10 protein-coding genes are annotated in these 13443 nt (G+C 51.0%); 4 read left to right on the top strand and 6 right to left on the bottom strand.

Annotation, left to right across the window (positions count from 1 at the left end; translation table 11 throughout):
* Positions 1-81 precede the first annotated feature (81 nt).
* Complete coding sequence (locus CCY32_RS06080) at positions 82-459, top strand: DUF393 domain-containing protein (protein ID WP_088330118.1); 378 nt, start codon at positions 82-84, stop codon at positions 457-459.
* Positions 460-512: 53 nt separating this feature from the next.
* On the opposite strand, the gene CCY32_RS06085 is transcribed toward CCY32_RS06080, so the two are convergent.
* The gene (locus CCY32_RS06085) at positions 513-1463 is read right to left on the bottom strand and encodes a chemotaxis protein CheV (protein WP_088329724.1); all 951 of its coding nucleotides are present in this window, start codon (positions 1461-1463) and stop codon (positions 513-515) included.
* Between the two features lie 128 nt (positions 1464-1591).
* Positions 1592-3187, bottom strand: coding sequence for an isocitrate lyase (locus tag CCY32_RS06090; protein WP_088329725.1), 1596 nt, complete (start codon positions 3185-3187; stop codon positions 1592-1594).
* Between the two features lie 171 nt (positions 3188-3358).
* Between CCY32_RS06090 and CCY32_RS06095 the strand changes: the two genes are divergently transcribed.
* Positions 3359-4297 carry a LysR family transcriptional regulator gene (locus CCY32_RS06095; protein ID WP_088329726.1) on the top strand — a complete coding sequence of 313 codons (939 nt, stop codon included), beginning with the start codon at positions 3359-3361 and terminating at the stop codon, positions 4295-4297.
* Here the strand turns inward: CCY32_RS06095 and CCY32_RS06100 are convergent.
* On the bottom strand, positions 4294-5058 hold the full coding sequence (locus CCY32_RS06100; RefSeq protein WP_088329727.1) for a hypothetical protein: 765 nt from the start codon (positions 5056-5058) through the stop codon (positions 4294-4296). The two genes, CCY32_RS06095 and CCY32_RS06100, sit on opposite strands and share 4 nt — an antisense overlap.
* A 209-nt stretch (positions 5059-5267) precedes the next feature.
* On the opposite strand from CCY32_RS06100, the gene CCY32_RS06105 reads away from it, so the two are divergent.
* Entirely contained in the window at positions 5268-7439 is a 2172-nt protein-coding gene (locus tag CCY32_RS06105; RefSeq protein ID WP_088329728.1) for a malate synthase G, read from the top strand.
* A 284-nt stretch (positions 7440-7723) separates the two neighbouring features.
* Here the strand turns inward: CCY32_RS06105 and CCY32_RS06110 are convergent, their stop codons facing one another.
* From CCY32_RS06110 to CCY32_RS06120, 3 genes are all read right to left on the bottom strand, one after another.
* The gene (locus CCY32_RS06110; RefSeq protein WP_088329729.1) at positions 7724-8155 is read right to left on the bottom strand and encodes a universal stress protein; all 432 of its coding nucleotides are present in this window, start codon (positions 8153-8155) and stop codon (positions 7724-7726) included.
* Positions 8156-8490: 335 nt separating this feature from the next.
* Entirely contained in the window at positions 8491-9498 is a 1008-nt protein-coding gene (locus CCY32_RS06115) for an AraC family transcriptional regulator (RefSeq protein ID WP_168171440.1), read from the bottom strand.
* Complete coding sequence (locus tag CCY32_RS06120; RefSeq protein ID WP_088329731.1) at positions 9470-10405, bottom strand: GGDEF domain-containing protein; 936 nt, start codon at positions 10403-10405, stop codon at positions 9470-9472. The genes CCY32_RS06115 and CCY32_RS06120 overlap by 29 nt, the downstream gene beginning before the upstream one ends.
* 309 nt (positions 10406-10714) lie before the next feature.
* Here CCY32_RS06120 and CCY32_RS06125 point away from each other — a divergent pair, with 309 nt between their 5' ends.
* Positions 10715-13423, top strand: a complete 2709-nt coding sequence (locus CCY32_RS06125) for a TonB-dependent receptor (protein ID WP_088329732.1) — start codon at positions 10715-10717, stop codon at positions 13421-13423.
* Positions 13424-13443 lie beyond the last annotated feature (20 nt).

Below are 13443 nucleotides of genomic sequence, written 5' to 3' on the forward strand. Positions count from 1 at the left end.
ACACAAAGCAGACATTGATTAGCTGCGTTGAGAGTCGTGTTTACCATGAACCGTCAGTCACATTCAGCTATGCTGACGGGTATGGATACCAAACAAACCAATGAAACAGTGCGGGTTTTCTATGACGCGGCCTGCCCGGGCTGTGTCAAAGACCGGGCCTGGTATGAAAAACGTGTTGGTCAGGGTGAACAGCTTGAGTGGGTAGATATTAATACCCACGAGCAGTCGCTTAAAGCCTGTGGCATCGACCCACAGCGGGCACTGCTTGAGCTGCATGTGCAGGATGAACAGGGGAACATCCTCTCAGAAATACCGGCTTATCAGTTGCTGCTACGAAGATTGCCCGGGTATCGCTGGCTGGCCTGGATAATTGGTTTGCCCATTATCCGCCCAATACTCTCATGGCTTTATCGGGTATGGGTGCGCCGACGCCTCAAACTCGAGGGCCGGTTGCCGTAGCATTCTGAGTAACCTAATTGAAGGTGCATTCCTATGATGCATGTGCTCTCGAATCAGCCCTCTTCCATTTTCTGGCGCATCCGCTCCTGCGCCGCGACCACCAGCAAATCTGGCTGGAATTTGGAAATAAACTTGTTGCAGCCTACTTTCTCCACCATCGCATTATTAAAGCTGCCACTGAGTGACGTGTTAAGAGTAATAAAAAGGTCGCTCATGCGCGGATCGGCGCGTACTTCGGCGGTTAAACGGTAACCGTCCATTTCCGGCATTTCGGCATCGGTAAACATCATCAGGATCTCATCGGTAACCTTTTTACCCTCGTCCGCCCAGCTTTTAAGCAGGTTAAGGGCCTGCAAGCCATCCCGACATTCCAGGATTTCCAGATCAAGCTGCTTTAAGGTATCGCGAATTTGTGCCCTGGCAGTGGAGGAGTCATCCACAATCAGTACCTTGTGCCCTCTAAGCCTCTCGGTCACCTCATCTTCAAGCAGTTCTTCTGAGATTTTCACGTCGTAGAAAATGATCTCCGCCAGCACTTTTTCTACGTCTACAATCTCAACGATTTCGCGTACACCATCTTCTTCGTGGTGAGTAATGGCAGTGAGATAATTATTGCGGCCGGCGCTGGAAGGCGGAGGCAGAATATCTCCCCAGGAGGTATTCACGATGTTCATCACTTCGCCAATTAAAAAGCCCTGCACCGAACGGTTATACTCGGTGATAATCACGTTCAGGTCGCACTTATCGGGCTGACGCTTACGAATACCAATGGCCTGGGCCAGATCGATGACAGGAACCGACTTACCGCGGTAATTGGTCACACCGCGCAAATTGTGGTGGCTACCCGGCATCTTGTTCATATCCGGAACCGGGATCACTTCCTTAACTTTAAACACGTTGATCGCGAAGATTTGCCTGGAGCCAAGACGGAACATCAGCAACTCCAGACGGTTCTCACCTACCAGTTTGGTGCGTTGGTCAACAGAGGCAAGTATTTTGGACATAGCTACAGCTCCCCACGATGCGTAAAGCTAGCATAGCAAATGCTTACCATTCTCTCATCCATATTGGTAAGACAAAAAAGCCAGTCAGAAAAACTGACTGGCTTTGGGGTGTAAACCGCGTTCAGGGTTTAGCCAAACTGGTTCATGGTGTTGTTTTCACCTGAGGCCTTCAGGGCCTGTTCGCCGCTGAAGTATTCTTTGTGATCATCACCCAGGTTAGAGCCCGCCATGTCCTGGTGTTTGACACAGGCCAGACCTTCGCGGATCTCACGGCGCTGCACACCTTCAACGTAAGCCAGCATCCCCTGGTCACCGAAGTACCCTTTAGCCAGATTGTCCGTAGACAAGGCTGCCGTGTGATAAGTTGGCAGAGTAATCAGGTGATGGAAGATACCCGCTTCTTTGGCCGCATCGGCCTGGAAGCTGCGGATCTTGGCATCGGCTTCCTGTGCCAGCTCCGACAAGTCATATTCCACACTCATCAGGTTGGCCCGATCGTAGTTGCTCACATCTTTACCCTGCTCGCTCCAGGCATCAAAAATTTGCTGGCGGAAGCTCAGGGTCCAGTTAAATGACGGTGAGTTGTTGTATACCAGCTTGGCATTCGGCACGGCTTCACGAATGCGGTTAACCATACCCGCAATCTGACCAATATGCGGTTTTTCGGTCTCAATCCACAGCAGATCCGCGCCGTTTTGCAAACTGGTAATGCAGTCCAGTACCACACGGTCTTCACCGCTACCGGCTTTAAACTTATACAGGCCATTGGGCAGACGCACGGGCTTCACCAGCTTGCCGCCGATCTTCATGGCCGTATCGCCCTCTGCCAGGTCTTCTACCGAGTTAACCGGTGTGGTTTCTAAAAAGGCCGTGTACTGAGAAGCCAGATCGCCCGGCTCCTGCGACACCGGTACTTTTTGTGTCAGGCCAGCGCCCAGTGAATCGGTACGGGCCACAATCACCCCTTCGTCCACACCCAGTTCTAAGAAGGCATAACGTACGGCGTTGATCTTGGCCAGGAAGTCTTCATGAGGCACGGTCACTTTACCGTCCTGGTGACCACACTGTTTGGCATCGGATACCTGGTTTTCAATCTGAATACAGCAGGCACCGGCTTCAATCATCTTCTTCGCCAGCAAGTAGGTGGCTTCTTCGTTACCAAAACCTGCGTCAATATCGGCAATAATCGGCACCACGTGGGTCTGATAGTTATCAATTTCTTTCTGAATGCCCTGGGCTTTGACCATATCGCCCTTTGCATTGGCATCATCCAGCGCGCCAAACAGATGGCCTAACTCACGGGCATCGGCCTGACGTAAAAAGGTATACAGCTCTTCAATCAAAGCCGGTACCGAGGTTTTTTCGTGCATAGACTGGTCGGGCAACGGACCGAATTCACTGCGCAGCGCGGCGATCATCCAGCCAGACAGGTAAAGGTAACGCTTATCGGTATTGCCATGGTGCTTTTTAATCGACAGCATTTTCTGCTGGCCAATAAAGCCGTGCCAGCATCCCAAAGACTGGGTATAGTTTGCCGGATTGGTATCGTACTCGGCCATGTCACGGCGCATGATGCCTGCGGTGTAGCGGGCAATGTCCAGACCGGTCTTGAAGCGATTCTGAGTTTTCATTCGCGCAGCGTACTCAGGGTTGATCGCGTTCCAGCTCTGACGCTCTTTGAGTAATTGTCTGAACTGTTCGATATCCTGCTGATAAGTTGACATAGGGTTTCTCCGGTATTTAACGCCGCTGGCGTATTGCTTTCAAACTTGTTGTGTAATCAGATTTCTAACTGACCAGGGCTCACAGGCCACTGGCGAATCTGTTGCTGACAAGCATAGCCAGACACCCTATAATTCAACCAATTTATAAAATTCATACTCGGTATTTTATTTGTGAATATATCTAAGATGGACCTGAATTTACTGGTGTACTTTGACGTACTGATGCGCGAGCGCAGCGTAACCAAAGCGGCAAACCAGCTCAGTATTACTCAGCCCGCCATGAGTAATGGCCTCAAACGTCTGCGCGATCTGCTAGCAGACCCGATACTGGTGCGCACCAGTGATGGCATGACGCCAACCCAACGTGCGTTGCAATTGCAGCCTGTGGTCAGAGACGCCCTCTCCAGCCTTGAGTCGGCTATTCAGCCGCAGACTGAATTTGACCCCGCCACGTCGGAACGCACCTTCAGGATCATGGCCAGCGACTATGCGGAATCGACCCTGCTGCTGGAAGTGGTGCGCCAGCTGAATCAAAAAGCCCCCGGCATCACCCTGGATGTGATCACCCCGAGCGACGTGACCTTTCATGATGTGGAGCACGGTAAGGTAGATATGGCCATAAACCGCTTCGAGGAACTACCCCTGTCTTTTCACCAGAAGGTGCTGTGGTACGACACCTTCTCCTGTGTGGTGAACAAGCTCAATCCGGTGGTAAAAAACTTCACTCTGGAAAAATACTTATCCGCGCAGCATATCTGGGTCAGTAAGACCGGTTTTGGTGTGGGCGTGGGCATTGACCCCAATGAGGTGCAAAAACTTGGATGGGTGGATCTGGAACTATCAAAAATCGGTAAGAAGCGCCGTATTCGTGTGTTTACCCGCCACTATCATGTGGCCTTACAACTGGCGCGTGAACAGAACCTGGTGGCGACCCTGCCTACCCGCGCCGCAAGCATTCACAAAGACGATCCCAATATGGTGATCCTGGAGCCGCCTTTCGATATTCCGCCCATCGCCCTGAAAATGGCCTGGAGCGCCTTATTGCAACATGACGCCGGGCATATCTGGCTGCGCCGTTTAATTATTGAGATAGCCAAAGAGCAGGCTTAGTCTAGCCTGTTGATATCGTAAAACCAATTAAACAGCAGGTATCCCCGATCCTCTGGGTTACTGCCTACCGACCCAAGATGTGGCGTCAAGCCAAATTCATGCTCCTTATATTGACTACGTTCGATTGCTTCCGCCAAATCCCAGCGAGGGGCATCGTTACGCTGAAGGAAGGTCAGCATACAGCGCGTGTCACGGCAGAGGACAGAATAGCTTTCGATATCATAGGATGCTGCAAATGGCGCAAAATAAGCCTGAATCCGGGCTTCCAGCTCACCTAACCTGGGGTGTTCAGAGGAAAATAGCTTATGCACCTCCCGCGCAAGGTTGTCAGGCACCCCTTCAGGGAGTTGTTTCAGCCAGTTTATGATGGGCTCTGGCCAGTACTCTAGCGCTGCCTTTAAGTCGATCTGTTCACGCTCTGATGACGCTTCATCCTCTAAATCGAAAGTCGGCGCGTCCGCCTCATCATCTGCTCCAGGTTCAGACGCATGAGTCAGGCTGGTTTCGTTAGATGACATTGGCTGGTGCTTCGTCATCATTGCCTGAGAAAGATCATTGTTAAGGGTATTTTGCGCGGGCACTTGCGGCTTTTCCTGATCTGCACTTATCAGGGCAAAGGGATTATCTGTGTTTGCGGTGGGTATTGTGCCGCCTTGATCTGATGGGCGTTCAGTCGGTGTATCGGCATCAGGTGATGGCTGTTGCTGAGTAAGGAACCAAAGTCCTGTTAACATGCACGCTACCACAAACATCCATTTCATGATTTATCTCAGTATACTGATGCCGGTAGCTGAAAGTTAAACATGCTGCGGTTTGTCGGGCAAGTGGCAGCCACTATAAGCAGTATGAATATCGAAGATAGACTTCATAAACTCAACAAAAGGCACTCGGGTGTCTAGACTGGCTGGACCAGATAGAAAAATACCCGGCTGTATCAGTGATTCGGCCCGCGTAACAAGAGGATGCCCCTATGCCAGCAAGAATTGAAAAAGGCCAGCTCAGTATCGACGCCAGACTGTATGAATTTATCGACCAACAGGCGCTGCCCGGTACCCATGTTGACAAAGAAAGTTTCTGGCAGGGATTTGAAGCGATTTGTGCCGATTTGATTCCCGTCAATCAACAGTTACTGGAAAAACGCGAAAGCCTGCAACAGCAGATTGACGACTATCACCATCAACACAAACAGATTGAACCGGCCCATTATAAGGCGTTTTTGCAGGAAATTGGTTATCTGCAACCTCAGCCTCAAGACAGCACTATTAGCACCACGGATGTGGATGCTGAAATGGCGACCATGGCCGGGCCGCAACTGGTGGTGCCCATCAATAATGCCCGTTATGCCCTGAATGCTGCCAATGCGCGCTGGGGCAGCCTGTACGATGCCGCCTATGGCACCGATGTGATCCCACAAAGTGATGGTGCCGAAAAAGGCGGTGCCTATAATCCGGTGCGTGGTCAGAAAGTGATTGAATGGGCGCGCAAGTGGCTGGACACCATCGCGCCTCTGAACCAGGGTTCACATCAACAGGCGGTCGCTTATGATATTCGCAGCGGCCAGTTGCAGGTGAAAATGCAAGACGGCGGTATCAGTAACCTGAAAGAGCCCGCCACCTATGTGGGCTATCGTGGGCATATCAGCCAGCCTGCGGCGATTTTACTGCAACATCACCAATTACACGCTGAAATCCAGTTTGATAAAGAGCACCCCATCGGCAAAACCGACCCGGCGGCCATCAAAGACATACTGCTTGAGTCAGCACTCACTACTATCATGGACTGCGAAGATTCAGTGGCGGCTGTCGATGGCGAAGATAAAACCCTGGTGTATAAGAACTGGCTGGGGCTGATGCGCGGCGATCTGACCACCGAAGTCGATAAAGGCGGCGAGACCCGTATCCGCGGCATGCACCCAGACAGAGAATATATCCGCTCAACCGGGGATCGCATCAGTCTGCCCGGACGCAGCCTGATGCTGGTGCGCAATGTGGGCCACCTGATGACCAACAGTGCCATCTTGTTCAAGGGGCAGGAAATCCCCGAGGGGATTATGGATGGGGTTATTACCAGCCTGATTGCCAAACATGATCTGCTCAGCTTAGGACGCTATAAAAACAGTCGCACAGGCAGCGTTTACATCGTTAAGCCTAAGATGCACGGCCCGGAAGAAGTGGCCTTTACCAATAACCTTTTTGCACGGGTTGAAGAGTTACTGGGACTCAAAGCCAATACCCTTAAAATGGGTATTATGGATGAAGAAAGACGCACCAGTGTCAATCTTAAAGCCTGCATTGCCGAGGCCCGCGAGCGGGTTATCTTTATCAACACCGGCTTTTTAGACAGAACCGGCGATGAAATTCATACCAGTATGCTGGCCGGCGCCTTTGCGCCAAAAGCAGAACTCAAAGCAATGCCCTGGATCCAGGCCTACGAGAAAGCCAATGTGGCGGCCGGGCTGGTGTCCGGATTATCGGGCAAGGCACAAATCGGTAAAGGCATGTGGCCTATCCCTGACCATATGGCCGATATGATGAAAACCAAAATTGGCCACCCCGAAGCAGGCGCCAACACCGCTTGGGTGCCCTCACCCACTGCGGCCACGTTGCATGCGCTGCATTATCATCAGTGTGACGTGTTTGCCCGCCAGAAAACACTCGCGGCAGAGCCCTTTGAAGGCCTGGATGAGATCTTACAGATCCCACTGATGCCGCAAACCATGGAGTTAAGTGCCGAGCAGATCCAACAGGAACTGGACAACAATGTACAGGGGATCCTCGGTTACGTGGTGCGCTGGGTACATCAGGGCATAGGCTGCTCGAAAGTGCCTGACATCAACAATGTGGGCCTGATGGAAGACAGAGCCACCCTGCGCATCTCCAGTCAGCATATTGCCAACTGGCTCAAGCATGGCATTCTCACCGAAGATCAGGTGCAGGTGTCATTGGAAAAAATGGCAAGACTGGTGGATAAGCAAAATGAAGGCGATCCCGACTACATTGCTATGACGCCGGATACCAGCAACGCCATTGCCTTTCAGGCCGCTGCTGAGCTGATTTTCAAAGGCTGTGAGCAGCCAAGCGGGTATACCGAACCGGTGTTGCATAAGAAACGCCTAGAGATGAAGCAGCGTTTGGCCGGTTAACACCAAAAGACACCGCAGTATTATGGTTGCTGCGGTGTCTTTCCCGTTTTCGGGGATTGTTGCAGGCTCCACTTTCTGCTACATACCATGAAATGGCAAGGCCGAAACGGTCAATGCGCGCACTGCCAATATCGAATCTTCAATTGTTGCTTATGCTATGCCCAGCACTGACTGAATCTTTCAATAATTTGATTTGTTACACCATTTTATGAACGTGAATGGAGCCATCAATAGTACTGAGTCTTCGCCTACCATATACTGAGCATTGGGACGATAAACTGGTTTTATTTGACCACTAACACAGGGCAATCCGCTTTATTGACAATCGCTTCTGCAACACTTTCATGCAAGAAATGAGACAGGCCTGTTCTTCCATGGCTGGCAATAACTACCATACCAATGTCACCACTGTTGGCCTCGGACAAAATCTCTTCTATGGCATCACCGCGTCGAATAACTGTTTCAACCTCTAAATTAGTATTCAGCTGACCTAATAACTCGTGCATTTTATCCGCTGCAGCCTCCTCCATATTTTTAGCTAACTCTTCAGGCGTTATCGAAAGAATCATATAATTCTCATTACCCAAAGGCTGATCTACAACATGTAAAATACGAATGCCCACTTGATACAAGTTCGCCATTTCAATGGCATATCGCAAAGCATGTGACGCAGTATCAGAAAAATCCGTCGGCCATAAAATATTACGTGTTCGCATTTTGTCTTACTCCACAAGGTAAAGTATGTTTTTGCAATGACATTGCCCGCCTCACCTGAACAAACCCAGCTCAATCTCAGCAGGTTAAGCATAGTCAGTATCAGAATGTAGTTTAGTGATCATAATCAAATTTACACCAATCTCATCGTCTACAAGTCATCAAGAGGGGCAGAATCGTTGATGCTAAATTGGCTACCCACTCATACAACTCTCCCCAACCAAACTTCTCAGCCAATGTCCGCTACTCGCTCCATGCTTCCTGTCAGGTAAGGTCTGATAATTCAGGGAAGGAGTCGGTTTCGGATAACGTGTATACGATTGCATAAGCTTTTGGATTAACCCGGTGACAGCGCACGTAGCTGGCTGGGTGTGAGCCCAGTCCAACGTTTACAGGCACGGCGAAAATTAGGGATGTCATTGAATGCCAGTTTCTGTGCAACGGTCTCATTGTTGAGGCCTTTGACAGTGAGCAGGTACAGGGCTTGTTGCATATTGACGCGGTCCTGAAGCTGGGAAAAACTGACCTGATGCTCTTTCAGTCGGCGTTTCATGGTTGCGGGGCTCATGCCCAGAGAGCGTGCGACGTCCTGCAAACCGCTGTGTTGTTGCTGGCGCAGACATGCGCTTACTGCATCGATCAGGGTGTGCTGCATATCGGTTGCCGTAACCTGACGCAGCGCAAGCTGCTGGCGCAGTGCACTGGCCCGGGGTAGCGGATGTGACAGCCAGGCTTCCTGAAAACGGATACACAATGCCGGCCGGTTGAAACTGAGCTTCAATCCCAAATGCTCTTCATACTCCTGAATATGCCGGGGTCTGGGGAACGGAAACTCAAAGTACAGCGGTAGTCGCTGCCCCAGTAAATGGCGACTGGCCGAAACCAGCAAGCAGCAGTACAGTTCTGCCACAAACTGGTACTGGTGTTGCTCCAGTCCTACCGCGTCACTGAGCAACAGGTAACTGAAACCTTGATGGCGATAGCGATAAGCACTTAGCAGCGGGGCGAGCTGCAAACGAAATCGACTGAGTAAGCGCAAGGCCTGCGACAGATTGCGACTGTAGGCGACAGCACTGGCTTCAGCACTCTGATCCGGAAACAGCCGATGTCCTAACTGGAAGGCTGCATCATGACCCGGCATCAGTCTTTGAAACTGGCTGAGCAGCCGAATCAACTGTGACAGGCTAAGGTGGCAATCCGGCTGTAACAGATCTTCCCGAAAAACCCCTGTGCCGCGTAACAGTTTGTGTTGATTCACCTGTCGCTGAGCCGCCAGATCCACCAGGCAAGCTGGCAAGCCACTGGCGTGAATAAATTTATCGTCCCGCGTAACATAGGGTCGCACGTGGAGACTCCTGGCTGACATCTTTCTGTTGCTCTAAAAGCTGGTTCAGACGCGACAACATGGCCTCACAGTTTTCCTGTTGCTTAGCCTCTACCACTGCTGTCGTCAGCGTATGAAAAACTGCCTGATTGGCGGTTTTAAAAGCCAGGTGCCTGACTGCATTCGCAATCTGCTGTACCTGCTGGCTCGCTTTTTTCAGAGAAAGATCAGGCATCATTAAAATAAATCTGTCACCCGCATAGCGGCATACCAGATCCTTCATGCGCACATTCATCAGAATCAGTTCAGCCATTTCACGCAGTAGCCTGTCCCCTTCGGGGTGGCCATAACGACGGTTAAACGCATCGAAATGATCAATATCCACCACTGCCACACAGAATTGCCCAGCGGGCTGTGACAGGTGCTGAGCAATTTGTTCACGCATATAGTCTGCACGGTATAGCCGGGTCACCAAATCGACGTGAGCATGCTCTCGGATATCGCCCTCGCGACGACGTAACTGAGCATTGAGGGTTAATAATTCCTGATGCCACAAATACAGCCCCCAGGTCATCAGAATCATGCCAAAAGGCGCGGGAACCGACTCAAACAAAGGCAAAAGAGCATGCTGTGGATAGTGGATGAATTCATCCAGCGCATCCAGCAGGGTTGAGAACATAAAGCAGCATAAGCCAATGGTCAGCAAGGTAGTGACGCGGCCGGGAGGCCTGCTAATCAGCAGGAAAAATTGCCATACCACCGTCAGCAGCACGATACCGCCCTCACCCACTACATCCAGCCACTCAATCTCGGCGGCGCTTTTGCTGGTACCGATACTGAAACTAAGGACCACCGCCGCCGAGATCACACCCAGGGTCGCCATCAGCATCCGTGGATGCAGTTTTAGCAGGGAAAAACTCATACTCATTCTCTATTCTCCGGCTCAGATGGTGACGAGCATAACGACAACCCATTCATTTCTGCAGGGTCAATTTAGCTCAGCCAGATGACAGCTTGATGACCTGCGCCAGGTGCAATCTGGCCTTTCTCATCCGACACGACCGCCACAGCGCGCCCCCTTGCAGGTCGTTTCAGCTCACAACAGCTAACAATGCACGTGAATATTCACTGCTTGCATGGCCCTGTCGTTTTCGCGCCACAAATCCTTCATAAAAACGTCATCAGTGTTCTTTAGCGTGCCGTCAACCCATTACGACAATGAACAGGAAACGTACCCATGCAATACAAATTATCCAGACTTTCCTCGGCCTGTCTGGCCGCGCTCATCAGCACCGGTGTCTATGCCGAGCAAGGAAACTTTATCGGTAAGCTCAGCGACAGCGCTAAGGAGGTATATTTTCAAGGTGCACAGGTGCGGATCAAGGAGCTGAACCTGACGACTCAGACCCGCCGCGACGGCACCTTCCGTTTCTCCAATCTTCCGGCCGGTACCTATACTCTGGAGATCTCTTACCTGGGTACAAAACCGGTATTGCGTACCATCAGTATCAAAGAAAATGAAACCCTGACCGGTGATTTCACCCTCAGTGATACACGCAATCCCATGGAAGATGTGGTGGTATTTGGGCAACGGGCAGGCCAGGCCGGTGCATTAAATATGCAGCGCAGTGCTGACAGCATCAAATCCATTGTCTCCTCTGACGCCATCGGCCAGTTCCCCGATCAGAACGTCGCCGAAGCACTGCAGCGTTTACCGGGGCTGTCTATCGAACGGGATCAGGGTGAAGGACGCTTTGTGGGCATTCGTGGTCTGGATCCTAACCTCAATAATGTCTCGATAAACGGCGTGAATATTCCCTCCCCGGAAGCCGGTGTGCGCTCAGTGGCACTCGACGTTTTCCCCTCTGAACTGGTGGAAGGACTGGAAGTCACCAAATCTGTCACCCCGGATATGGATGCCGATGCTATCGGCGGCAGTATTGAAGTGAAAAGCTTAAGTGCTTTTGACCGTGCCGGACAGTCTGCCAGCATCACCGTGCAGGGCAGTCAGAATCAGCTCAGGGACGAAATCAGCCCCAAGATCTCAGCCAGCTACACTAACCGCTTTGATGTCGGTACTCAGCATGACGTTCTCGGTGTTGCCGCCGCCGTCTCCTGGTTCGACAGGGACTTTGGTTCTGACAATATTGAGTCCAATGGTGAGGATGAACTGGAACAGCGTCACTATCAGATTAATCGTGAGCGTCTTGGCGCTGCACTTAACCTGGACTATCGCCCTGATTTTAACAACCAGTATTACCTGCGCACCCTGTACAGTGAATTTGCGGATACCGAATTCAGGCAAGCCAATATTTTCACCTTTGATGGCGATGACTCTGAAATCGAGCGAGAGTCCAAGGACCGTTTCGAAGAGCAGCAAATTTTATCCGTTACCGCCGGTGCTGAGCATCAGCTTGATAGCTGGCTCCTGACCTACCAGGGCGGCTATTCAGAGTCCTCGGAAGAAGAGCCTGATGCCTTGTATTATGTTTTTAAAACCGACGGTTTTGCCATCGACTCTGACCTTCAGGGCGAGATCCCCTCTGTACAACAGGAAGCCGGTGTTGCTGAACTGGGCAATTATGAACTGGATGAAATTGAGTTTGCCAATAACCTTGCCGAAGACACCGAATACAGCTTTAAAGTTGACCTCAGTAAAGATTTTCTCATCCAGGAACATCCTGCTCAGATTAAGTTTGGCAGCAAGTATCGCAGTCGCGAAAAGCAGCAGACGACACGCGTTACCTTCTTTGATGGCGATTTCGATGACATCATGCCCCAGAGCTTTGCCACCAGCAGTGTCGATTGGGGCCTGGGTGACTTTGGACAAGGGCTGGATAAAAACGCACTGCGCAGTTTCTTTAACGCCAATCGCAGCAGTCTGGAGATTGCAGAGCTGGATTCAGAACTGGAGTCCAATGGCGAATCTTATCTGAATGAAGAAGACATTTTCGCTGCCTATATGATGGGGAAAATTGACATTGATAACCTCAGGGTCGTGGCAGGCATACGCTATGAACGCACCCAGTTCAATACCAAAGGACAGCGGGTCGAACTGGTTGAAGATGAACAAAATGATGTTGAGCAGGTGGTGAACACGCCCTGGCAGGCTGAGCAGGATTACGATTATTGGCTACCCAGTATCAACGTGCGTTATACCATGAGTGACAACCTGATCGCGCGTTTTGCTTACACCCAGACCATTGCTCGCCCCAAATTTGAAGAGTCTGCGGCATTTCAGATTATCGAGTCCAAAACCGAGGAGAACGATGAGGGCGGCTTTGACACGGAACGTGAGGCAGAAGTGGGTAACCCACTACTGAAGCCCTTTGAATCTGACAATATTGATCTCTCGGTGGAATATTACCCTGGCGGTATTGGTGTCTTGTCTGCCGGTTATTTCTATAAAGACATCAGCAATTTCGTTATTTTTGCCGACGTCGCCGACCAGCCGCAGTGGAACGGCTTTGATGAGGTCATCCAGCCGCTCAACGGTGAAGACGCCAGTCTCCATGGTCTTGAGCTGTCTTGGGTCAAAACCTTTAATAATGGTCTGTTGCTATCTGCCAACGCCACCTTCTCGGATTCAGAAGCCGTGACGCTGCTCGATGGTGAACGCTTTGAGACCTCACTGCCCAATCAATCTGACCGCGTGGGCAACCTGACCCTGGGCTACGAAGATAACCAGTGGAGCCTGCGACTGACCCTGACCCATAAAAGCGAAAACCTTCAGGAGATCGATGGTGAGCGGTTGTTGATGGAGGATAGCCATCAGCAGCTGGATTTCTCCGGTAAGTATTATATCAACCAGGATATGCACCTTTACCTGAATGCCATCAATCTGACCGATGAGCCTTTCTACAGCTACTTCGACCAGCGTAACAACAACGCACAGTACGAAGAATATGGCCGTACTCTGGAGCTCGGTTTTACCTGGAAAATGTAAGCTGAAAACCCGCTCAAATC

The organism is Lacimicrobium sp. SS2-24 (assembly GCF_002201535.1).
GTDB lineage: Bacteria > Pseudomonadota > Gammaproteobacteria > Enterobacterales > Alteromonadaceae > Lacimicrobium.

Coding starts and splice junctions, on each gene's coding strand:
- CCY32_RS06080 (WP_088330118.1), top strand. CDS start 82: ATGGATACCAAACAAACCAATGAAACAGTGCGGGTTTTCTATGACGCG.
- CCY32_RS06125 (WP_088329732.1), top strand. CDS start 10,715: ATGCAATACAAATTATCCAGACTTTCCTCGGCCTGTCTGGCCGCGCTC.
- CCY32_RS06105 (WP_088329728.1), top strand. CDS start 5,268: ATGCCAGCAAGAATTGAAAAAGGCCAGCTCAGTATCGACGCCAGACTG.
- CCY32_RS06085 (WP_088329724.1), bottom strand. CDS start 1,463: ATGTCCAAAATACTTGCCTCTGTTGACCAACGCACCAAACTGGTAGGT.
- CCY32_RS06100 (WP_088329727.1), bottom strand. CDS start 5,058: ATGAAATGGATGTTTGTGGTAGCGTGCATGTTAACAGGACTTTGGTTC.
- CCY32_RS06120 (WP_088329731.1), bottom strand. CDS start 10,405: ATGAGTATGAGTTTTTCCCTGCTAAAACTGCATCCACGGATGCTGATG.
- CCY32_RS06090 (WP_088329725.1), bottom strand. CDS start 3,187: ATGTCAACTTATCAGCAGGATATCGAACAGTTCAGACAATTACTCAAA.
- CCY32_RS06110 (WP_088329729.1), bottom strand. CDS start 8,155: ATGCGAACACGTAATATTTTATGGCCGACGGATTTTTCTGATACTGCG.